The sequence below is a fragment of the Neoalteromonas flava genome (genome assembly GCF_002807685.1).
In the GTDB taxonomy this organism is placed as follows: domain Bacteria; phylum Pseudomonadota; class Gammaproteobacteria; order Enterobacterales; family Alteromonadaceae; genus Alteromonas_E; species Alteromonas_E flava.
In genome coordinates this window covers 350,149-372,502 of record NZ_PEAX01000001.1, presented here as the reverse complement: position 1 = coordinate 372,502, position 22,354 = coordinate 350,149, and the positions used below count along the sequence as shown (strand labels likewise).

General features: G+C 46.6%; 16 protein-coding genes and 1 tRNA gene. 11 read left to right on the top strand and 6 right to left on the bottom strand.

Annotation, left to right across the window (positions count from 1 at the left end; genetic code table 11):
• Position 1: 1 nt before the first annotated feature.
• From lpxB to tilS, 5 genes are all read left to right on the top strand, one after another.
• Positions 2 to 1,192, top strand: coding sequence for a lipid-A-disaccharide synthase (gene lpxB, locus CSH92_RS01760; RefSeq protein ID WP_100655877.1), 1,191 nt, complete (start codon positions 2 to 4; stop codon positions 1,190 to 1,192).
• A 3-nt stretch (positions 1,193 to 1,195) separates the two neighbouring features.
• Positions 1,196 to 1,783 carry a ribonuclease HII gene (gene rnhB / locus CSH92_RS01755; protein ID WP_100655876.1) on the top strand — a complete coding sequence of 196 codons (588 nt, stop codon included), beginning with the start codon at positions 1,196 to 1,198 and terminating at the stop codon, positions 1,781 to 1,783.
• Between the two features lie 81 nt (positions 1,784 to 1,864).
• Positions 1,865 to 5,284, top strand: coding sequence for a DNA polymerase III subunit alpha (dnaE, locus tag CSH92_RS01750; protein WP_420807487.1), 3,420 nt, complete (start codon positions 1,865 to 1,867; stop codon positions 5,282 to 5,284).
• Positions 5,285 to 5,325: 41 nt separating this feature from the next.
• Complete coding sequence (gene accA, locus CSH92_RS01745; protein WP_100655875.1) at positions 5,326 to 6,282, top strand: acetyl-CoA carboxylase carboxyl transferase subunit alpha; 957 nt, start codon at positions 5,326 to 5,328, stop codon at positions 6,280 to 6,282.
• On the top strand, positions 6,269 to 7,684 hold the full coding sequence (gene tilS / locus CSH92_RS01740) for a tRNA lysidine(34) synthetase TilS (RefSeq protein ID WP_100655874.1): 1,416 nt from the start codon (positions 6,269 to 6,271) through the stop codon (positions 7,682 to 7,684). Before accA ends, tilS begins: the two co-directional genes overlap by 14 nt.
• A 5-nt stretch (positions 7,685 to 7,689) precedes the next feature.
• On the opposite strand, the gene CSH92_RS01735 is transcribed toward tilS, so the two are convergent.
• A complete protein-coding gene (locus CSH92_RS01735; protein WP_100655873.1) occupies positions 7,690 to 8,622 on the bottom strand; it encodes a GGDEF domain-containing protein in 933 nt (310 codons plus the stop codon).
• 183 nt (positions 8,623 to 8,805) lie between these two features.
• On the opposite strand from CSH92_RS01735, the gene CSH92_RS01730 reads away from it, so the two are divergent.
• Complete coding sequence (locus tag CSH92_RS01730; protein ID WP_420807486.1) at positions 8,806 to 10,749, top strand: monovalent cation:proton antiporter family protein; 1,944 nt, start codon at positions 8,806 to 8,808, stop codon at positions 10,747 to 10,749.
• A gap of 82 nt (positions 10,750 to 10,831) precedes the next feature.
• Here the strand turns inward: CSH92_RS01730 and CSH92_RS01725 are convergent, their stop codons facing one another.
• Positions 10,832 to 11,080, bottom strand: a complete 249-nt coding sequence (locus tag CSH92_RS01725; RefSeq protein ID WP_100655871.1) for a hypothetical protein — start codon at positions 11,078 to 11,080, stop codon at positions 10,832 to 10,834.
• A gap of 212 nt (positions 11,081 to 11,292) precedes the next feature.
• Here CSH92_RS01725 and tadA point away from each other — a divergent pair, with 212 nt between their 5' ends.
• Complete coding sequence (gene tadA, locus CSH92_RS01720) at positions 11,293 to 11,805, top strand: tRNA adenosine(34) deaminase TadA (RefSeq protein WP_100655870.1); 513 nt, start codon at positions 11,293 to 11,295, stop codon at positions 11,803 to 11,805.
• 360 nt (positions 11,806 to 12,165) lie between these two features.
• On the opposite strand, the gene mltF is transcribed toward tadA, so the two are convergent.
• Positions 12,166 to 13,584: a membrane-bound lytic murein transglycosylase MltF gene (gene mltF, locus CSH92_RS01715; RefSeq protein WP_100655869.1), complete on the bottom strand. Its 1,419-nt coding sequence runs from the start codon at positions 13,582 to 13,584 to the stop codon at positions 12,166 to 12,168.
• A 151-nt stretch (positions 13,585 to 13,735) separates the two neighbouring features.
• On the opposite strand from mltF, the gene purL reads away from it, so the two are divergent.
• Both purL and CSH92_RS17085 read left to right on the top strand, forming a co-directional pair.
• On the top strand, positions 13,736 to 17,626 hold the full coding sequence (gene purL / locus CSH92_RS01710; protein WP_100655868.1) for a phosphoribosylformylglycinamidine synthase: 3,891 nt from the start codon (positions 13,736 to 13,738) through the stop codon (positions 17,624 to 17,626).
• Between the two features lie 193 nt (positions 17,627 to 17,819).
• Entirely contained in the window at positions 17,820 to 17,984 is a 165-nt protein-coding gene (locus CSH92_RS17085; protein WP_164084628.1) for a hypothetical protein, read from the top strand.
• A 3-nt stretch (positions 17,985 to 17,987) separates the two neighbouring features.
• Here the strand turns inward: CSH92_RS17085 and smrA are convergent, their stop codons facing one another.
• Positions 17,988 to 18,599: a DNA endonuclease SmrA gene (gene smrA, locus CSH92_RS01705; protein WP_100655867.1), complete on the bottom strand. Its 612-nt coding sequence runs from the start codon at positions 18,597 to 18,599 to the stop codon at positions 17,988 to 17,990.
• Positions 18,600 to 18,721: 122 nt separating this feature from the next.
• Here smrA and CSH92_RS01700 point away from each other — a divergent pair, with 122 nt between their 5' ends.
• Positions 18,722 to 20,122, top strand: coding sequence for a sugar porter family MFS transporter (locus tag CSH92_RS01700; protein ID WP_100655866.1), 1,401 nt, complete (start codon positions 18,722 to 18,724; stop codon positions 20,120 to 20,122).
• A 6-nt stretch (positions 20,123 to 20,128) separates the two neighbouring features.
• Here CSH92_RS01700 and CSH92_RS01695 read toward each other — a convergent pair.
• Both CSH92_RS01695 and CSH92_RS01690 read right to left on the bottom strand, forming a co-directional pair.
• Positions 20,129 to 20,204 (bottom strand) — tRNA-Arg (locus CSH92_RS01695).
• A 44-nt stretch (positions 20,205 to 20,248) separates the two neighbouring features.
• Entirely contained in the window at positions 20,249 to 21,451 is a 1,203-nt protein-coding gene (locus CSH92_RS01690) for a flagella assembly protein FlgT (protein WP_240612704.1), read from the bottom strand.
• Positions 21,452 to 21,836: 385 nt separating this feature from the next.
• Between CSH92_RS01690 and CSH92_RS01685 the strand changes: the two genes are divergently transcribed.
• Entirely contained in the window at positions 21,837 to 22,298 is a 462-nt protein-coding gene (locus tag CSH92_RS01685) for an LPP20 family lipoprotein (RefSeq protein ID WP_100656286.1), read from the top strand.
• The last annotated feature ends 56 nt before the right edge of the window (positions 22,299 to 22,354 follow it).

Genomic DNA, 22,354 nt, shown 5'->3' with positions numbered 1-22,354 from the left:
AATGTCAGCGTCATTGCATATCGGTATTATCGCCGGTGAGCCGTCTGGGGATGTGCTTGCTGCTGGATTAATGCGCGAGCTCAAACTTCAACACCCCAACATCCGGTTTAGCGGTATCGGTGGCCGTCACATGCTGGCACAGGGCATGCACTCACTGGTCGATATGGAAGAGCTTTCGGTTATGGGGCTAGTCGAAGTTTTGTCGCGTATCAGGCGTTTACTGGCAGTAAAGCGGCAGGTGATAGAGCATTTTACCGATGACCGACCGGATGTCTTCATTGGCGTTGACGCCCCCGATTTTAATTTACGCATCGAAACCGTACTCAAGCAAGTAGGTATAAAGACCGTCCATTATGTTAGCCCTACGGTTTGGGCATGGCGTGAGAAGCGCATTCATAAAATTGCTAAGGCCACCCATTTGGTGCTTGGTTTATTTCCTTTTGAGGCGGGTATATATCAGCAATATAACGTGCCCTACCAATTTGTGGGTCACACACTCGCTGATACTATCCCGTTAAATGCTGAGCAAGAACCCGCGCGTAAGATTTTAGGCGTGACAAGTGACGCAACTGTATTGGCGGCATTACCAGGTTCGCGCCAAGGTGAGGTAAATGCATTACTCAACGATTTTTTATCCACCGCACTTCTGGTGGCGAGCCAGTTAGATTTGGATAAGCCGCTTGCGGTTTTAATCCCTGCTGCGAATGATGCAAGGTATCAACAGATCCAGGCTATCGTAGACAAATTTACGCAGGGAAGAGAAACCTCATTACTAGACATACGCATTGTGGATGGGCAATCACGAGAATGCCTGCTTGCAGCAGACGCGGTGCTCATTGCATCAGGCACTGCAACGCTGGAAGCCATGTTATGCAAACGTCCAATGGTGGTGGCTTATAAAATGGCGAAGTTGACCCGTTTTATCATGGGGTATTTGTATAAACCGGCGTTTTTCTCACTTCCTAATTTGTTGGCCGATGAAGCGCTTGTGCCTGAATTATTGCAAGCTGATGTGAATCCTGAAAATTTGGCGCAGCACTTATTGCCGCTATTTGGCGCACAGGGTGACACGCTAAAACAAACGTTTACGCGTATTCATCAGAGTCTACAGTGCAATGCCGACCATCAGGCAGCGACCGCGGTTCTGAACTTGGCGAACATGCCGACACAAAGCAACGCTGAGGAGTTATAAACGATGGAATACCAGCGTATTGCAGGTGTTGATGAAGTCGGAAGAGGACCATTGGTGGGTGATGTGGTAACCGCTGCAGTTATTTTAGATCCTGACAATCCCATCGATGGGCTGACCGATTCGAAAAAACTTTCTGAACAAAAGCGTATTGTTTTGGCTGAGCAAATTAAAGCTCACGCGTTAAGTTGGGCAATCGGCAGAGCATCTCCTGCAGAAATCGACCATTTAAATATTCTTCACGCATCAATGCTGGCTATGCAGCGTGCCGTAGAGGCATTACCCATCCAGCCTGAATGGGTGCGAGTGGACGGAAATAGACTGCCACAATGGCACTATGCAAGCGAAGCAGTAGTGAAAGGCGATGCGATTCATGCGGAAATTGGTGCGGCGTCAATTTTAGCTAAAGTAACCCGTGATGCAGAGATGTTGGAACTGCATGAAAAACACCCGGAATTTGGTTTTGATAAACATAAAGGCTACCCCACCAAAGCGCATTTTGCTGCCATTGAACAACATGGTGTATTAGACTGCTACCGAAAAAGTTTTAAACCAGTACAATCCATCCTTAGCAAACTTACAGCAGGTACGTAATTCATGACGCAGGCCGAAGAACAGTCGCAGGCAATGACCACAGCGTCCTTTATTCATCTTCGTGTACACAGTGACTTTTCCATGATGGATGGCCTCAATAAGGTCAAACCGATTTTGGCCAGAGCTAAAGATATGGGAATGCCAGCGATAGCGATCACCGACCAAATGAATATGTGTGGGCTGGTGAAGTTTTATTCCGAATCACATGCGCTGGGATTAAAGCCTATTATCGGTGTCGATGCCTGGTTAAATAGCCCCTTTATGCCGGATCAGTTAGTCCGTTTAACGTTGTTAGCGATGGATGAAACCGGCTATAAAAATATCACTCACCTGATCTCAGAAGCCTATAAACGCGGCTATTTGCATAACCGCGCAGTAATTGATCAGCAGTGGTTAGCTGATCATAACCAAGGCATCATTGCATTGTCCGGTGGAATGCAAGGCGATATAGGTATTGCCTTAGTTAAGGGCAATCAAAGTCTAGCGAGTCAAATCGCTGGGTTTTACCAGCAATATTTCAACGACCGTTTCTATATCGAACTAACGCGCACAGGTCGTGCGTCGGAAGAAGATTATGTGCACAGTGCCGTCGCTTTCGCAGCACAGCAGGACCTGCCAGTCGTGGCGACTAATGAGGTGTGTTTTATCGATCAGGAAGGATTTGAGCCACACGAAATCCGAGTTGCTATTCATGATGGTTACACGCTTGATGATAAGCGTCGACCCAAGCGCTACAGCTCTGAACAATACCTGCGTTCTCCGGCAGAAATGCTGGCACTTTTTGAGGATATTCCTGAAGCGATTGAAAATACGGTTGAAATAGCTAAGCGCTGTAACGTAACGGTTAAGCTGGGCGAATACTTTTTGCCTAAGTTTCCTACCGGCGGTATGTCGGATGCGGATTATTTGGTCAAGGTGTCGCGTGAGGGTTTAGAGAAGCGTCTGGAATTTTTGTTTCCAGACGAGCAAGTTCGCAAAGAAAAGCGCCCTGAGTACGACGAACGCTTGCAAATTGAGCTAGATGTAATCAATCAAATGGGATTTCCCGGCTACTTCCTGATCGTTATGGAGTTTATCCAGTGGAGTAAAGATCATGATATTCCGGTTGGACCGGGGCGGGGATCGGGCGCGGGCTCCTTGGTTGCTTACGCGTTATCAATTACTGATCTGGACCCGCTAGAATTTGACTTACTCTTCGAACGATTCCTCAACCCTGAGCGGGTTTCGATGCCGGATTTTGATGTCGATTTCTGCATGGACCGTCGGGATGAAGTTATTGATCACGTGGCGCAAATGTATGGTCGCGATGCGGTATCTCAGATCATTACCTTTGGCACCATGGCGGCAAAGGCCGTTGTACGGGATGTTGGTCGCGTACTTGGCCACCCTTATGGATTTGTTGATCGTATCAGTAAACTGATCCCATCCGATCCTGGCATGACTCTGGCGAAAGCGTTTGACGTAGAGCCGCGCTTAGGCGAGCTGGAAGCCAGTGACGATGAAGTTGCAGAATTGATGACCATGGCGCGCGTACTCGAAGGCGTCACCCGCAATGCTGGTAAGCATGCGGGTGGGGTGGTTATTGCGCCGACTAAAATTACTGATTTTGCTCCTTTGTATTGCGATGACGAGGGCAACAACCCCGTCACTCAGTTTGATAAGAACGATGTTGAAACGGCAGGTCTGGTAAAATTTGACTTTCTTGGTCTGAGAACGCTAACCATCATTCAATGGGCGATTGAAATGATTGGTGAGGTTGATGGTCAAAAGATTGATATCAGCGCGATACCCTTGGTTGATAAAACCAGTTTTGACATGTTGCAGCGAGCTGAAACTACAGCGGTGTTTCAGCTTGAATCACGGGGTATGAAAGACCTTATCAAACGCCTTCGTCCTGACTGTTTTGAAGATATTATCGCTTTGGTAGCACTGTTTAGGCCCGGGCCGTTGCAGTCAGGCATGGTCGACAACTTCATTGATCGTAAGCATGGTCGAGAAGCGATTTCCTACCCAGATGAAAACTATCAACACGAGTGCTTGCAGCCAATCCTAGAACCAACCTATGGGATCATTCTATACCAAGAGCAGGTGATGCAGATTGCTCAGGAAATGGCGGGTTACAGTCTGGGCGGCGCCGACTTATTACGACGAGCGATGGGTAAGAAAAAGCCTGAGGAAATGGCTAAACAGCGCGAGGTATTTGCTGCAGGGGCGAAAGACAATAACATTGACCCTGATTTGGCGATGAAAATCTTCGATTTGGTAGAGAAGTTTGCCGGTTATGGCTTTAACAAATCACACTCCGCCGCTTATGCATTGGTGTCCTACCAAACCTTATGGCTAAAGGCGCATTACCCCGCTCAGTTTATGGCTGCCGTTATGTCGGCGGATATGGATAACACCGATAAGATTGTGACCTTGGTCGATGAATGTAACCGTATGGGACTGACGCTTTTACCGCCTGACCTAAACAGCGGGCGCTATAAGTTTACGGTCGATCCTGAAGGTCGGATTGTTTATGGCATTGGTGCAATCAAGGGAGTTGGTGAAGGTCCGATTGAGGCTATTATTGCTGCGCGCGAGAAGCATGGTCGTTTTACTGATTTATTTGATTTTTGTGCCAAGGTTGATATTAAAAAGGTAAATCGCCGGGTGCTTGAAAAGCTGGTGTTATCCGGTGCGATGGACAATTTGGGACCGCATCGTGCTGCGATCATGGCTTCATTACCGGAGGCATTAGCGGCGGCGGATCAGCATGCGCGGGCCGAATCCTATGGGCAATCTGATATGTTCGGGTTACTGACCACTGAGCCGGATGATGTCAAACAAGCGTTTGCTGATGTCCCGCAATGGTCGGAAAAAATTTGGCTCGAAGGCGAGAAAGAGACCCTTGGCTTGTACCTTACTGGTCACCCCATCAATCAATATATTGAAGAATTGTCGCATTATACCGATGGTCGTTTGGTTGACTTGAAGCCGACAGGTCGTGAAGCAGTTGCATCTGCCGTTGGTTTGGTGTTGGGTGTGCGGGTGATGACCAATAAAAAGGGTAAACGCTGGGCAATCGTTACCTTAGATGATAAAAGTGCCCGTATGGATGTACGATTTTTCCCCGATATGTATGAACAATACGAATCTATGCTGGAAAATGACAAAATATTGCTGGTAAAAGGACAGGTCAGCTTTGATGAATTCTCTGGGGGCAATACAATTACCGCCAGAGACGTAATGGATATCGTTGCAGCCAGAGAAACGAATTTGGGCGCGATATCGCTGCAAGTTGATGCCGAGTGGTGTAATTTCGACGCAGTGTCTACACTACATAAGATATTAGATAACTATCGTGGCGGCAGTTGTCCAGTCCACTTTGTGGTGCACCACCCTGACGTAGAAGTCACGGTTGCCTGTGGTGCCGATTGGTATGTCACGCCAGACGATCAGTTACTGCATGAACTCAAACAGTGCGTAGGCGAATCGTCTATTGCGCTGGAGTTTAGGTAACTGATTTAGGCTAAAGACGCGACGATAAAACAGGATTTGGAATGAACTCACATTTTTTGGATTTTGAGCAACCCATCGCCGAGTTAGAGGCGAAAATAAAAGAGTTGCAGTTAGTCAACCAGGACGGCGAATTCGACGTTAGTATCGAAGAGGAAATCACCCGCTTACAAGAGAAAAATGTAGAGCAAACGAAAAAGATTTTCTCTAACTTAGGGGCTTGGCAAATTTCGCAAATTGCGCGCCACCCTAATCGCCCTTACACCCATGATTATGTCAAGCGACTGTTTAGTGACTTTCAAGAACTGGCAGGTGATCGTGCATACGCAGACGATAAGGCTATTGTCGGCGGTTTAGCTGAACTTGATGGTCAACCAGTCATGATTATTGGGCATCAGAAAGGGCGCGATACTAAAGAGAAAATCAGACGCAATTTTGGTATGCCGAAACCCGAAGGATATCGCAAGGCATTGCGTTTGATGAAGTTGGCAGAGCGTTTTGGTTTACCGATTATTACTTTCATTGACACCCCTGGGGCTTATCCTGGCGTTGGTGCAGAAGAGCGCGGTCAAAGCGAAGCGATTGCGCGTAACTTAAAAGAAATGGCCGAGCTTAAAGTGCCGGTTATTTGCACCGTGATTGGTGAAGGCGGTTCTGGCGGAGCTTTGGCTATCGGTGTGGGAGATCGGGTCAATATGCTGCAGTACAGTACGTATTCGGTTATTTCTCCCGAAGGCTGCGCATCGATTTTGTGGAAGAGCGCAGAGAAAGCCCCAATCGCAGCTGAAGCGATGGGCGTCAGCGCGCAGCAAATTCATGAGTTGGGTTTGATCAATACCATTATTGATGAACCGCTGGGTGGAGCACATCGGGATTTTGACGGCGCTGCGGCGAATCTGAAAGCGACAATCAAGCAACAGTTGTCGCAATTGCTGGAATTGTCCACCGATGAGCTATTGGAGCAACGCTACGAGCGATTAATGTCGTTTGGATACTGCTAACTTATCAATCCTACAACGCCTTCAAGCAAATCTTGAAGGCGTTTTCGATGCCTATCTTAAACAGCGTCCCACCGCGGAACCGGTTGATACAGTTTGGCTAGGTTGCTCTGGCGGCTTAGACAGTGTTGCGTTGCTTAATATCGCCGCACCTTGGGCCAAAGCCAGAGGCCTAACCCTCAAAATAATTCATATAAACCATCAGCTCAGCCCACACGCAAATGATTGGCAGCAACACGTCGAGACATTGGTTCGAGGTAATGGATTGGCGATCATTAATGAAGTGGTTAATGTCGCCCGCCAAGGTCGTCAAAGCCTTGAAGAGGCTGCTCGAGTTGCGCGCTATGCAGCATTTGCCAAGCATGTAAGCCATAATGGACTGCTGTTGCTGGCACATCACCGCAACGACCAAATCGAAACTTTACTAATGCGACTGCTGCGTGGCAGTGGACCGAAGGGATTGGCAGGTATGCAACCCATAACCACGCGCACATTAAGCGCGCAAACACTTTTTCTTGGCAGACCACTGCTGTCAGTCAGCCGCGCAGAACTAGAAGAGTATGCAGCACAACGCGATTTGCACTGGATAGAAGATGAATCTAATCAAGATGAGCGTTTTGACCGCAACTTCATCCGCAACTCGTTGTTCCCGGTCATGGCAAAACATTGGCGAGAACGCTGGGAGGGGATGCAAGCCGCAATGCAGCGTACAGCACAGTTGTGTGCTGAACAGCAGGAAAGCTTGGAATTATTGTTGGAGGAAAAGCTCAAAGAGCTGAGCAGCGCTAATGGTGCGTTATATCGCTCTAAGCTTATCGCATTACCTAGCCAGCTCGAAAATGATTTACTGCGCTATTGGTTACATCAGCAAAAAATTGCGCTACCAAGTCATGCAGTACTTCTGCAAATTGGCCAACTTCTGACTGGTTCAAATGATAGTCAAGGGCATGTCGCTTGGGGGACCCATGAAGTAAGGGTGTTTAAAGATTCGTTATATGCTTTTGCTGAATGTTATCAAGCGATAGACTGCGATGTACTTTGTGCAGATAACGCGAATGTGGTAACTACGGATGCGCTTGGTCGGGCGCTAAGGTGGCATATCGAGCTCTCTTCAAGAGGAATGTTACTAAGCTCTGGTACAGCGGCAAAGGTGCAATTGAGTGCGCCTGAAAATATGTCCGACGAGAATGTGCAATGGCACGTTCGCAGTAACATCGGTGAGCATTACTTTGCGTTTAATTCGCAACAGCAAGCAAAGCGGTTAAAAGTTTGGTTTAAAGAGTGGCAGGTTCCCACATGGCATCGTAGGTCAGTGCTCGGTGTTTTTGCGGGACAACAATTGTTAGCAGTGCTGATTGATGCTGATACAGTTCACCTGCATTGGCAGGCAAACGAAAGCCATTAGACTAGCTACGCAGCAACGTCTACGCCGTTTTTATTACTGGCTTTTACCCGATATACGGCTTGGTCGGCCTTGTAAAACAATGACTCTAAATTATCTCTTACTGTTGCGATAGCGCCACCGATGCTGGCGGTGATCCCGTGTTTGTGGAGTAGCGCTGATTGACGCATCGATTTCAATATTCGCTGTCCAACGCGCTCTAGCTGGGCGTTATCTGCCGCGTTAATTAAACAACAAAATTCATCACCGCCGAAACGAAATGGTAAGTCTTCGTCGCGTAATGAAGCGCGCAGCTGCTCTGCTACTTCTTGCAATACTTTGTCACCTTGCAGATGACCAAAGCGGTCATTGACCTGTTTAAAATTATCGAGATCAACCACGAGCAAACCAAATCCAAGACCATGGCGCTCGAACTGACTAAACGCACGTTGTAATTGTTGATCGAACCCCGCACGATTAGTTAAGCCCGTAAGCGCGTCAGTTGTCGCTTGATTGAGTAGACGCTGATAGGCCAGGGCATGGCCTAAGGGTATACAAAAATGCGTGTGCAAGTCGTGTAAAACTTGTTGCTCACTAATACTCAGGATACGTGCAAATGTGTACTGAATGGCGCTGACTTTTGCGTCCGCATGTTTAGTTTTGGCCGCGCAGGGTAAAACAATATCTATGTGTTGCGCACTTTTTGTGCCCCAGCAGTGTAGGTTTTTGTCTTGGGTGAAAGCTAGCCGTTTAAGCGGCAATTTCCCGCCGAGATATTGATAATAGTTTTCACACAGCTCGTCGAGCTCAATACTCGCCAACATTAGGTTAAGAAACGCAGTGTATTCAATTGCATGGGTTAGCGGTTGTGAGTAATCCTGTTCAACGCTCGCCACAGAGCTAAGTGCGCTTGCTCCAAGGCTATCATTGCGTTCGAGATTTGAAGAATAGGTAAAATCCACAGCCAACTCCAAAAATGGTATTTACAATTGTGTTAGTCCAGGCAATACAATACGCTAGAGGTGTCAGCAAATTGACAGCCGTTCGCCCTGACGTAAACTCAAGTTTGTAGTCAGCAAGAAGCAAGCCAAACCTTATAAGGAGCTCCTGTTTTGACCTCTGAATTTATCAATGTAATTGTGTTGATGGTCATTGCGGTAACTCTTATTTGGTTACTAAAGCGTATTGGCTTGCCGCCTATATTGTCTTACTTAATTGCTGGGCTTATCGCTGGACCTAACGGTATTGCGCTGTTTACACACCCTGAGCAGATGCATTTACTGGCAGAAATTGGGATTGTTTTCTTATTATTTTCGTTGGGACTAGAGTTTTCACTCCCCAAATTAATCGCGATGCGCCACATGGTATTTGGCGTTGGGATCGGGCAAGTTGGTTTAACCACATTGGCCTGTAGTTTAATTGCCATAGGTCTTGGTCTTGAGCTTAATGCCGCCATCGTTGTCGGTGGGATGATAGCTTTGTCATCGACCGCGATTGTGATAAAGCAAGTGGCTGAAATGGGGATCCTTCACAATCAACGCACCCAACTCGCGATAAGTGTATTACTGTTTCAAGACTTGGCAGTTGTGCCTTTCCTTATCGCAATCCCATTAATGTCAGAGTCTGCAGAGGGAGGCTTCGCAATAGCGATGTCTTTCGCTTTGCTGAAAGGCATCGTTGTCGTATTCATCCTTATGTCGGTGGGCAAGTGGGGCTTGCCGCGTTTATTCCGCGAAATTGCCCAAGTCCGCACTGACGAGCTATTTGTTTTAACGACTATCGTGGTAGCCCTTTTAGCTGCGGGTTTGACATATTGGTTTGGACTATCAATGGCGCTGGGAGCTTTTTTAGCCGGCATGATGTTAAGTGAAAGCCAATACCGTTACCAACTTGAAGCTGATATTCGCCCATTTAGGGATATGCTAATGGGGCTTTTCTTTGTAACAGTTGGCATGCAACTTAATCTTAACTATTTGCTCGCTCAATGGTATTGGATATTGCTTGCTACCGCGGGGATGCTGGTTCTTAAAGTACTCCTCATGCAGCTGGCTTCCTGGTTTTTCAAAGTCGCCTCGCGCGACAGTTGGGCGGCAGCAATCAAATTGTGCCAAATGGGAGAATTTAGTTTTGTGTTGGCGACTTTGGCTGTAAGCCATCAAGTTATTTCTAGTGAGCTGGCATCCTTTTTAGTCAGTGTGGGCATTTTGAGTATGGCAGTGACGCCTTTTCTGATTGAAAAAAGTATGGCTGTTGCTATGCGACTGAGTCAACGCAACTTGGTATCTGCATTGAATACTAGCGGTGACATAAATGCCATAACTGCGGGCGTCGCCAATCATGTCATCATTATTGGCTTTGGTCGAGTTGGACAAAGTAGTGCGCGAATGCTCAAACTCGAGGGCATTAAGTATATCGCAGTGGATTTTGATCCTATCCGTGTGCAAGAAAGTCGAGCAGCAGGAGAGCCGGTTATTTTCGGTGACGCGACTCAGAAAGATATTCTAAATAGTGCAGGGCTAGCTCATGCGAAGTTGGTGTTAATTACATTTGACCAACCCGATAAGGCAAAAAAATTAATCGCAGTGACCAAACAACTGCAACCCGACGTGACAACCATCGTTCGTACGCGCAAAGATAAACAATTAAGTATGCTGTACGACGCAGGCGCTACCCAAGTGGTGCCAGAGTTGCAAGAGGGCAGCTTAATGCTGATTTCGCAGTTATTGCATTATTCAGGTGTCCCGATGTCGCGGATCCTCAAACGAGTGCGAGCTGAACGGAAAGGACGTTATGATCATATGCATGGTTTTTATCCCGGGGAAACCACAGAAATTAATCCTGCCACGCAAGATAAATTAGAATTTTTACATCCAGTTATTGTTGCTCCTGATGCTTATGCCAACGGTAAAACCCTCGCTGAGTTAGATTTATCAAGGATCCGAGTTACCTTAAAGGGATTGCGGCGTGAGCAAACAGAATACGAAAAGCCAGACGCTAACACGGTTGTTCAAGCAGGAGATGTGCTTATTGTGGCCGGAAAACCGCGTCGTGTTGAGCGCGCTGAGCGTTTTATTTTAGAAGGGGGCTAGCCAGACCATTAGTCATTGATTGGCCTCAGTAAACCCCAACTAAATGCATCTTTTCTCAATTACAGCAAGTGTAGAATCGGCGTTATGCTGCTTTATCTGAATCTTTACGCAGGTTCTCGAATTGACGGTTCAAATCATACTTATCATCAGTGACGATTCGCTCTAACACTTCGATACGTTCTTGCATGGCATCAAGTTTAGCGCGTAACTCTGCATTTTCAGCGATAGTTGACTCATCATGCTTTTCTTTTTTCTTGGTCTTCTTTGCACCAGTCAAAGAAACAATGGTCCAACAGATAATTGCAACAATCGCTATGGCAGTCATGTTCATGAGATATTCCCTCGTCATCTTGTAAATACAGTTTAGTGGGTAACGAGTATTTTGCCTAATTGGGCTTCGTGCTATTGTGCGCAACTCACTCGATACGAACTACTAATTTGCAAAACGCTTACCATAAATAATAATAAATAAAAACAATGACATACAGTAAGCTGGCGTGAGTGTTGGTAAAAATAACCACAAGAAATTGGCAAAATTGACTAATGATTAAAGAAAATGACCACGAATACTGGATGCAACACGCCTTGCAGTTAGCGTGTCGAGCTCGGGATCTTGGGGAAGTGCCTGTAGGCGCTGTAGTGGTTAAAGATAATCAATTATTGAGCGAGGGCTGGAATTCGCCCATTCAAAGCCATAATCCTGCTGCGCACGCTGAGGTCATGGCAATCCAGCAGGCTGCTCTGCGTCTAAGTAATTATCGTATTCCAGACACAACGTTATATGTCACCTTGGAGCCCTGCCCAATGTGTGCTGGCCTGATGATTCATGCGCGTATTGCGCGATTGGTTTTCGGTGCGTTTGATAATAAAACAGGCTGCGCGGGAAGTATCATGGATATAACGCGGGACAGTCGATTAAATCATCAAGTAGAGGTAGTCGGCGGGGTGCTTGAAAGTGAGTGCAGTACTCTGCTTTCAGACTTTTTTCGTGAACGTCGTCGGCAACAGAAACAACTTAAGCAACAGCGGCTGAAAAGCGACTCAGCACGCGACTGACCATTGCTGTACAAGCTCTGCCCGAACAAATTCGCGCCGACGCTGTAGGATCTTTTTTCGCATTCGCTTAAACATTTGCAAACGGCGATTGGTATTCGATTGCAACGTCTTACGTTTTAGTGATTTGTTTCTGCGCATAGAATGAAAATCTCCTTATTTATTATCTTTGTCGCTCAATCTTCATCAATCCTTTAAGTAGGGATTGACGGTTTCACTTTCAAGTGTGCCTATTTAGCTAATTGATAAGACCGTATTCAGAGAATTAAGTTCTTATCAATATGGGTTGAGTATGTGACAGTGGAATGACAAACTTATGTATTGTTGCAGGCAGGTCATGACAGAAAAACGTAACTGTCAGCGTTATTCGTTTGGTGATGTTGCTTTAGCCAGGCTGTTGCTAGGACTTTGTTCTATTTTGTCTTCTTGGTGTTGCTCTAACCACACCAACGTGTCGTAGTAGCGGCGTATATTATCGACATAGTTTACTGCCTCGTCACCGCGTGCGTATCCGTAGCGAGTCGTTTTGTAATACTTCTTCTGTCGCAACAATGGTAAATGTTGTTTAACGTCAACCCACATGTCAGGGTTTCCTCCAGCACGTTGGGTTAACACGCGGGCGTCCTCTAAATGACCCAAACCAACATTATACGCAGCCAATGCTAACCACGTCTTATCAGGCTCTTGGATCCGAGCGGGCACGCGGCGCAGTAGACTAGCAAAGTATTGCGCGCCGCCACGAATGCTCTGCTCTGGATCAAGTCGCGAATCAACACCCATGTCTTCAGCTGTGGCTAAAGTGAGCATCATTAGGCCACGGACGCCTGTGGGTGAAGTCGCATCCGCTTGCCAATGACTCTCTTGATAGCTCATCGCAGCCAATAATCGCCAGTCTAAATTGCCGGCATATTGTTGAAAAAGTGGCTTGAGTGGTGGCAGGATATCTTCTGCAGCACGAATAAATTCGCGCGTATCGACATAATCAAAATTTTGTACATGGCCGAAGTATTTATCTTCTAAAACGGTAAATGTGCCGTTGTTACGTATGGTGCCAAAATAATCAATCATGGCAGCGCGCAACGCATCATCTCCATCTGCATTGATCGCCCACCCAATTCCTTGCTCTTGTGCAATGGTGAAACCAATACTGATCTGCGGGTAACGCCGCCTTACGATGGCAAGAATATTGGAGTCTGCAATAGTGTAATCCAGTAAGCCTTGGGCAACGAGTTCAAGCAATTCTTCTGCATCGCGTTCATCCGTTTGTTGCCACTGCAGAGTTTCAGGCAAATCCAATTCTGCTAGGGTTTCGGCGTGACTACTGCCTTGAACCACAACTAACTCGCCATTGAGTTGGGAAATATCGCGAGGGCGCGTATTCCCTTGCAGATAAACGAGTTTCTGACTCACGTCTTGATAAGCTGGGCCGAAGTCAAACTGTTGTAAGCGCCGGGGGGTCATACTAATGCCGGCAGCGACAACATCAATATGGTCATTTGCCAGCTGTGGAAATAGATCGTCAATTGAATAGTAAGGGTAGACTTCTAACTCAACGCCTAGATAATCCGCAAATCCTTTCGCCAGTTCATACTCAAAACCTTCTTTGCCTGATACGCCGTTATAGTACGTAGTGCGGCCATAATTAGTGCCAACCTTTAATACGCCAGTATCTAAGATGCGTTGTAATGAAGATACATGTGGCGGTTCTGCACAGGCTGATATGATAAGCATTGCGATGCTTATCAATAGCAATAGTTTGTGCTTCCCGACTACATGTAGCATTGATTTTTTTCTATCCTTTGCGACTTCACTCTTATCAACAAACGCCTTATCGGCTATACTCCGCGCCTACTTTACTCGTTATCACCAAAGGCTGCATATTTCGGCTAACTAATGGGCCGTATATGTACCAAACTGTCAGAGAAACCACTGTATGTTAGTACTGCACGGCGCTCCAGCACTTTCCGATTTTAGGTTGCAAAAAATCATTCAGCAACTCGCAAACCTCGGCATCAATGTAACATCTTTAGCTACCGAATGGGTGCATTTAGTCGACGTTGCTAATGATTTGACTGAGGATAATATGCGGATCCTCAAACAGTTACTGGTGTACGGACCAAAAAATGCGGAAATAAATCGTGAAGGTGAACTGTTTTTTGTAACACCTAGATTGGGAACTATCTCACCTTGGGCGTCAAAAGCAACGGACATCGCCCATAACTGTGGTCTTACTGAGGTTACCCGGATCGAGCGTGGATGCGCTTATTACGTTGGAGCAGACGAGTATCTTACCGCAGAGCAACGAGATGCGGTAAAGCAAGTGCTGCATGACCGTATGACAGAAACCGTGCACGCTGACATAGATGATGCTTCCGCTTTGTTTCAATCGGCTGAACCAGCGCCACTGAAAAGTATAGATATTTTAGGTTTAGGCAAACAGGCGTTAATGCAAGCAAATGTCGATATGGGTCTTGCGCTGGCTGAGGATGAAATTGATTATCTATTCGACAGTTTCACTGCATTAGGGCGAAACCCCAATGACATTGAACTTTATATGTTTGCGCAAGCAAATTCTGAGCACTGTCGACACAAAATTTTTAATGCGGATTGGACCATAGACGGCGAGAAGCAAGCAAAATCGCTGTTTAAGATGATCAAAAATACCTATGAAATGCATCCTGACTTTGTGACCTCAGCGTATAAAGATAACGCAGCGGTTATGCATGGGTGGGAAGCGGGCCGATTCTTTCCTGATGTAGACTCTCACGAATACAGTTTTCATCATGAGAACATCGATATATTGATGAAAGTTGAAACCCATAATCATCCTACTGCTATCTCGCCGTTTGCCGGCGCTGCGACTGGCTCGGGCGGTGAAATTCGAGATGAAGGGGCGACTGGTCGAGGCTCAAAGCCGAAAGCGGGATTAGTTGGTTTTAGCGTATCTAATCTACAGCTGCCGGGGTTAACGCATCCCTGGGAGCAGGCATATGGCAAACCAGCTCGGATCGTGAGTGCGCTAGATATTATGCTGGATGGTCCGCTGGGTGGTGCAGCTTTCAATAACGAATTTGGCCGTCCGAACTTGTTGGGCTACTTCAGAACCTACGAACAAGCGGTTACCAGCTTTAATGGCGAGGAAGTTCGCGGCTATCACAAACCTATTATGCTTGCCGGCGGTTTGGGCAACATTCGTCGACAGCACACGCAAAAAGGTGAAATTACGGTTGGCGCAAAACTAATCGCATTGGGCGGACCTGCAATGAATATTGGCTTGGGCGGCGGTGCGGCCTCCTCTATGACATCAGGCCAATCTAGCGAAGACCTCGATTTTGCCTCTGTCCAGCGTGACAATCCAGAAATGGAGCGTCGGTGTCAGGAAGTGATTGATAAATGCTGGCAGTTGGGCGACCGCAACCCTATCCAATTTATTCACGATGTTGGGGCAGGGGGATTGTCGAATGCATTCCCAGAACTGGTGAATGACGGTGAACGCGGTGGTCAATTTGAATTGCGCAATGTGGCTAGTGATGAGCCTGGGATGTCGCCGCTGGAAATTTGGTGTAACGAATCACAAGAGCGCTACGTACTAGCGGTAGCGCCAGAAAACCTTGAATTATTTGAACAAATATGCTCACGCGAACGCGCGCCTTATGCCATAGTGGGTGAAGCCACTGAGTCTCGTCATCTTACCCTCAGTGATGCACACTTTAACAATAATCCCATCGATATGCCGTTGTCTGTGTTGTTGGGGAAACCTCCCAAAATGCATCGAGATGTCCAGTCGGCTAAGGCACAACCACAAACATTTGACGTTAGTAATATCGATTTAGCTGATGCAGCCGAGCGCTTGTTGCAGTTGCCCACGATTGCGGAAAAGACGTTTTTAATAACGATCGGCGATCGCACTGTTACGGGAATGGTGGCAAGGGATCAAATGGTGGGACCATGGCAAATCCCTGTTGCTGATGTTGCCGTTACAACAACGGCTCTGGATACCTATCATGGTGAGGCTATGGCGATGGGGGAGCGTACGCCCATCGCTCTTTTGAACCACGGAGCATCAGCTCGGATGGCTGTTGCAGAAGCCCTTACCAATATCGCCGCGAGTAACATAGGCGACCTAAAACGTATCAAGTTGTCTGCCAACTGGATGGCTGCTGCCGGCCACCCTGGTGAGGACGCGGGACTATATGAAGCAGTGAAGGCCGTTGGCGAAGAGCTATGCCCCGCGTTAGGTCTGACTATACCAGTGGGTAAAGACTCCATGTCTATGAAGACTCAATGGCAAGAGGGAGACGAGACCAAAGCGGTAACGGCTCCATTGTCACTCGTCATATCGGCATTCGGTGCAGTGAAAGATGTGCGTAAAACTCTGACGCCTCAATTGCGAACCGACCGCGGCGAGACTCGTTTGTTGTTGATTGACCCAAGTGCTGGACAGCAGCGTTTAGGTGCGAGTTGTCTAGCGCAAGTATATGCGCAGTTAGGCGAAGTGCCTGCCGATGTCGATGATCCTAAGCGTTTGGCCAGTTTTTTCAATGCGATGCAGGCAGTGGTTGAACAACAATTGGCATTGGCCTACCACGACCGCTCTGACGGCGGCTTGTTTACTACGCTTGTTGAAATGGCTTTTGCTGGGCATGTTGGTATCGACATAAGCATTGCGGAAAATCAACATCCGGTGAATTGGCTCTTCAACGAAGAAGTCGGTGCCGTCATTCAAGTCAAAACCCAAGATTATACGCTTATGAAAGAGTTGTTTGCGACGCATGGTTTGGGTGATGCCATTTCTGATATCGGTACACTGAATACTGATGATCACATAAGAATTTGCCAACATGGTGATGTGGTATTAGAAAATTCTCGCGGATACTTCCGTAAATTATGGGCAAGTACCACCCATGAAATGCAAAAGCTCAGAGATAATCCAGCTTGTGCAGAAGAAGAGCTAAACATTAAAACGGATGACAATGATCCGGGATTGCACGCTGCTTTGTCTTACGACATTAACGAAGATATTGCCGCGCCTTTCATTGTAACCGGCGTTCGACCGCAACTTGCAGTGCTTCGCGAACAAGGCGTGAACTCACATGTTGAAATGGCCGCAGCGTTCACGCGTGCTGGGTTTAGCGCGATAGACGTTCACATGAGCGATGTCTTAGCCGGGCGAGTTGACCTAGCAAATTTCAAAGGCTTGGTCGCGTGTGGTGGATTTAGTTATGGTGATGTACTTGGTGCCGGGGAAGGTTGGGCTAAATCTATATTATTCAATGGATTAGCGCGAGATGCGTTTGCCCAGTTTTTTGCTCGCGAGGACACATTCTCGCTTGGGGTTTGTAACGGTTGCCAAATGTTGTCAAATCTGAAGACCCTAATACCGGGTGCGGAACTATGGCCGCACTTTGTTACCAATCGCTCAGAGCGTTTCGAAGCGCGTTTCTCAATGGTCGAAATTCTTGAGTCAAAATCGATTTTCTTTGATCAGATGACGGGTTCTCGCATGCCAATAGCAGTATCGCATGGGGAAGGGAGAGCTGAATTTGCTGTCGATTCTGCACTTGCACAGTTACAAGCGCAACAACTGGTGAGTGCCCGCTATGTCGATAATTTCGGTCAACCAACAGAGAAATATCCTGCAAACCCTAATGGTTCGCCACAAGGTGTTACTGCATTTACTAGCACCGATGGTCGCGCCACGATTATGATGCCGCACCCAGAGCGTGTATTCAGAACGGTTGCTAATTCCTGGCATCCTGATGATTGGCAAGAGGATAGTGCCTGGATGCGCATGTTCCGAAATGCGCGTAAGTTCGTAGGATAATCGGCAAAAAAGCTGTTAAAACCAGAAAAGTGACATTTTTTTGATGATTTTGTCAAAAAAATGTCATGTTATGGTTGTTTTTTCATAAGCGTTTGTTCTAACATAGAAAAAATATGGAACGTGCGCTTGGAAGCAATATCGTGAGTTGTCTTTGACAAGTCAGTAGTTAACAACGTAACAATAAGAGACGAAAATGAATCGTTCAAGCAAAGGTTTTGGCCTCACCGGCGTGGCAATCGCAGTGGCAGCAATGATTGTGATGGCAGTCTTCAGCACATCAGCACGCTCTAATGAAATCAGTAATGTGGTAACTCCCCATACCCCTGCAGATGCAACGTCAGTCATCCTAAAAGACTAATCTTTAAATCCGCTTTTGTTGGCGTTCGCGGTTTATTAGCTTTTGTTCAGGATGTTTTTTGAGTAATGCGTAAGTGGCGGCTAAACCTCCATGCCGAGGTTGAGCAGAATGAAATGCAATCACTTCGTTGAGTTCAGCGAGCCATTGATTAACGTAACTTTTACAAAGTGCAGGAATAGGCTGGCTTTGAGCCCCGCGGCCATGTTTCAGTAAAATCGCACGGACACCTGCATGGTGCAATCGTTGTACCTCCCGAAACAACAGTGAGCGAACCTCTTCCATGCGCTTTTGGCGCAAATCAATCACTCCTTCAAGCGCGTACTTACCTAATCTTAAATTTTTGAACACACCCTCTTGAATGCCAGATCGCTTGAAATTTAGCATATCGTCGGGTTTGACCGCATGCCTCAATGAAACACTCAGTGGATTATTGTCATTGTCTGCAACTTCAATCAATGCTGCTCGTTTTAACTCTTTTGCGAGTAACTCGTTGTCCCGGCGCTGTTGGCGTAAGGCGGCAGTGATCGTATCACTTTGTTTAAGCGGGGTTATATCGTCAAGCGACTCGCCGAGTGCTTCGGCAAAAGAAATGTTGTCTTGATTGTCAGGAAGCAAGTGTCAATTACCTTGTATTTTATCTGTGCAAGCGGGTGATAGTTAGTTATTGTGTGATTACGTTTAATCCAACAATAAAGATTGCTAGTGAACGTAGCAATTAAATTAATATAAGGGTAAACATGCAAGATCCCAACGTACAAGACAATCTCGGTTTTATTATATTAATCAGCATTATTGCCACTTTGGGTGGATTTTTATTTGGTTTTGATAGCGGCGTTATTAATGGCACTGTTGATGGATTGCGACAAGCCTTTCAGTCGGAAAGCATTGGAACTGGTTTCAACGTGGCCAGCATGCTGCTCGGATGTGCTGTCGGTGCATTTTTGGCGGGTAGATTAGCTGACCGCTATGGTCGGCGAAAAATGCTCCTAGTTGCTGCAGTTTTCTTTTTCCTTAGTGCTTGGGGCTCCGGCATCGCTGATAGTTCATTTAGTTTTGTACTCTACCGGATCCTCGGTGGTTTTGCTGTTGGAGCCGCCTCAGTAATGACTCCTGCTTATATTAGCGAGATCGCACCAGCCGCGATCCGGGGTAAGCTGGCGACTTTACAGCAAATAGCCATTATTTGTGGGCTGTTTATCGCGTTTGTCAGCAATTATTTTATCGCCGATATTGCCGGTGGTTCTATGCAAGAGTTGGCGCTGGGCTATGCCGCATGGCGCTGGATGTTTTGGGTTGAAATGTTACCCGCGGGATTGTTTTTCATCGGCCTATTATTGATCCCAGAAAGTCCGCGATTTTTGGTTATGTCCGGGGCTACTGAAAAAGCAAAAGCCGTATTGCAACGTTTATATGGCACGCGAAGTGAAGCCATGTTCGCGCAAATAAACCAAACTGTGGAGCAACAACAACAGCCGAAACTAAAAGACCTTATTGATCCCAGCGTAGGCAAAGTTCGCCGGATTGTATGGGTGGGTATTGGGTTAGCAACTTTTCAGCAATTGGTCGGCATCAATGTGGTTTTTTATTACGGTGCAGTGTTATGGCAGGCTGTTGGCTTCTCTGAATCTGACGCGTTGCTGATTAATATACTCAGTGGTGGCGTTAGCATTGCCGCCTGTGTCGTAACGATCTTGTTGATTGATAAAATTGGTCGTAAGCCTATTTTGATGATTGGTTCGATAGGTATGACGTTAACCCTAGCGCTAATGGTTTTTGCCTTTGCCAACGCAACGACGCTTGCCGATGGTTCTTTGTCACTCGGAGATTATGGCACGCTTGCACTGCTTGCTGCGAACGCGTACGTGATGTTGTTTAACTTCTCGTGGGGGCCAGTTATGTGGGTCTTATTAGGAGAAATGTTTCCAAATCAATTACGGGGTTCAGGACTGGCTGTCGCCGGTTTGGCTCAATGGGGCAGCAATTTCTTGATCACTATGTCATTCCCCATCATGTTGGCCGGAATCGGACTTACTGGCGCTTACGGGTTTTATGCGGTTTGTGCGGCGATCTCGATATTATTTGTTGCTCGCCTAGTTTTTGAAACCAAAGGCAAAGCGTTAGAAGAAATGCAGGGGTAGTTAGGTTGGCGTCCCCACCGCGACTCGAACGCAGATCTAAAGCTTAGGAGGCTCTTGTTTTATCCGGTTAAACTATGGGGACGCTGCTTGTAATATTATGCGGCAGCAAAGCCAAAATCAAAACCCCTAAAGTTTTACCACAAAGTCATTTGGTTGAATATCAGACAACAAAGAACCATCTGCGGCAGCGACTGTAGCAGTTTTACTAAACACTGCTTGCACAATAACTGGTGTTGGGTGCAGCACGTGTTGGCGATAAGATTGTCCAAATGTGTCCACGAGCTGGCGGGTTTGGAATACCACTAATTCATCGCCTGATTTCACCGCATGTTGTTGACCTAAGTTTATTTGCAATTGATTGTTAGCGACTTGCAGAACTCGACCGATTGAGCGTTCACAACTGAGCACTTCATCCAATTCTGCAACTAAATTGTTGAGTTCTTGCAGAATGGATTTGCCGTATGGAGATTCCCAAAATTCGGTGCTAAACACATCAACGTCGGTGAATTTGTCAAAGCTCCATGGCGCTTGGGTTGAATAGGTTTGATCCATTATTACAGTGGAAGACATGGCGTCAAACACTCGTGCGCGCAATTTAAACTGGCGTTGTGCGCCGGAATCTTGCCAAAACGCCCAGGTCGATTCAGGCCTATGCACGCTCAGATCGTCAGCAGAAAGTGCCAACACGTACTGCGCATCATTGTCTTGCGCTAGCTGGTATGCTTGGGCTTGGATTGAAGACATTTCCCAATTGAAGCGGGTTGGTACAATGGGCTGTAATCCCAGGTGCATTGATTGCTCGGCAAATAGCGCTGGCAATTTATTTGGAATCGCTTGAGAAAGCGCGTAAATTTTTCCATCTTGCGTGTGTTGCGGTGCATTGATGGTCATTAATGTAGTCACTACTGATTTACGATAAGTCGATGCACTGCAATGCACTTGTTGAGGGAAAATGTCGGCGCGAATTGAAACTGTTACATAGTCGTCGTGATAGATTTCGTCGATTAACTCCAGTTGATTGACTTCGCCAATCGCTCGAATTTCTAAATGGTCATCTTGTAACAGTCCATTCGCAAGTTGTTGAATGCTGGTAACTGACGCGCCGGCAAATAGTAGCGCCTGCTTAATTGCTTCTTTCGTGGCAAGCTGTTTCGCAGTAACTTTATCACCATCAACGATCAGTGCTTGACCACTGGCCTGATACCAAGCGGCATAACTTTGCCCGTGTACGCCGACTAATAAGATAGTTAAAAACGTCAGCAGCGCTTTCGCACAGTATCTCTGGGCATGGGTAACCTCCAGACACATAGACAACCAAGCTGATTTCATTGTGGTAACCTCATCTTTTACTTGACGACTCACGGTGATAATTATTTATTTAGCGTCAAACAAATGACTAATTTCAATTGTTGTGTGGTTATCTATTCAAGGCCTGTGCCAATAAATATGAAAGCACGTCACAGAAACTTGTCGGGTGTTATGGTGTTTTAACCTGCACTTTTAACTTTCTTATCTAGTCCAAGCTGGCGTTGCTCGTGAATACATTAATGAAACGAGCAAGAGACGAATTCTCGCCACACAATTCATGCGATTTTCTCCAACTTGGCGCAAATTCTGCTTAGATAAAACCAAATAATCAATTAACGTCAACGCCAAGAATACTCACAAAGTAAAGTGTTTTGGCGGTTGGAAGAGGTGGTAAGTGAAAGAGTTTATGTTTTTCAGACTGATCATTTTACTGGGTGCGCTCGGACTGTTGTCTGGCTGCTCAAGCCTATTTACCAAGCATGTTGAGTGGGAGACGATTGAGCCGGATGAGTACCCCGTGATCCGAGCGGTAGGATATGCCCCAATTGCTGCTCAACAAGCATCGACTGACTCAGCGAAAATGCTAATGGCGATTAAAGCTTCAAAGCTGGAGGCATATCGAGAACTTGCTGAACAGGTATACGGTCAGAGAGTGGATGGCAATCAGTCGTTGCAGAACTTGGTGCTTGCAGATACTCAATTGCAGTCCTCTGTAGAGGGCGTTATTCGCGGCGCGCGAGTGGTTAAATCCTACCCTGTAGGAGATGATACTTATGCAACAGAAATGGAGTTGGATTTTAAAGAGGTCTATGACATCTATCTATCCACGGCGAAGCCTAAGCGGATCAAAGACGTTAGATACTACTAACAGTAGTTGTTGTCAGGCATTAGCACCTTCAATTAGACCAAAGTTGTGCAGTTCAC

Excerpts from the sequence above, each read along its gene's own strand:
- CSH92_RS01690 (WP_240612704.1), bottom strand. The coding sequence starts at position 21,451 with ATGAAATCAGCTTGGTTGTCTATGTGTCTGGAGGTTACCCATGCCCAG.
- rnhB (WP_100655876.1), top strand. The coding sequence starts at position 1,196 with ATGGAATACCAGCGTATTGCAGGTGTTGATGAAGTCGGAAGAGGACCA.
- CSH92_RS01730 (WP_420807486.1), top strand. The coding sequence starts at position 8,806 with ATGGTCATTGCGGTAACTCTTATTTGGTTACTAAAGCGTATTGGCTTG.
- CSH92_RS17085 (WP_164084628.1), top strand. The coding sequence starts at position 17,820 with ATGAATCGTTCAAGCAAAGGTTTTGGCCTCACCGGCGTGGCAATCGCA.
- CSH92_RS01685 (WP_100656286.1), top strand. The coding sequence starts at position 21,837 with ATGTTTTTCAGACTGATCATTTTACTGGGTGCGCTCGGACTGTTGTCT.
- lpxB (WP_100655877.1), top strand. The coding sequence starts at position 2 with ATGTCAGCGTCATTGCATATCGGTATTATCGCCGGTGAGCCGTCTGGG.
- tadA (WP_100655870.1), top strand. The coding sequence starts at position 11,293 with ATGATTAAAGAAAATGACCACGAATACTGGATGCAACACGCCTTGCAG.
- mltF (WP_100655869.1), bottom strand. The coding sequence starts at position 13,584 with ATGCTACATGTAGTCGGGAAGCACAAACTATTGCTATTGATAAGCATC.
- purL (WP_100655868.1), top strand. The coding sequence starts at position 13,736 with ATGTTAGTACTGCACGGCGCTCCAGCACTTTCCGATTTTAGGTTGCAA.
- accA (WP_100655875.1), top strand. The coding sequence starts at position 5,326 with ATGAACTCACATTTTTTGGATTTTGAGCAACCCATCGCCGAGTTAGAG.
- CSH92_RS01700 (WP_100655866.1), top strand. The coding sequence starts at position 18,722 with ATGCAAGATCCCAACGTACAAGACAATCTCGGTTTTATTATATTAATC.
- dnaE (WP_420807487.1), top strand. The coding sequence starts at position 1,865 with ATGATGGATGGCCTCAATAAGGTCAAACCGATTTTGGCCAGAGCTAAA.
- CSH92_RS01725 (WP_100655871.1), bottom strand. The coding sequence starts at position 11,080 with ATGAACATGACTGCCATAGCGATTGTTGCAATTATCTGTTGGACCATT.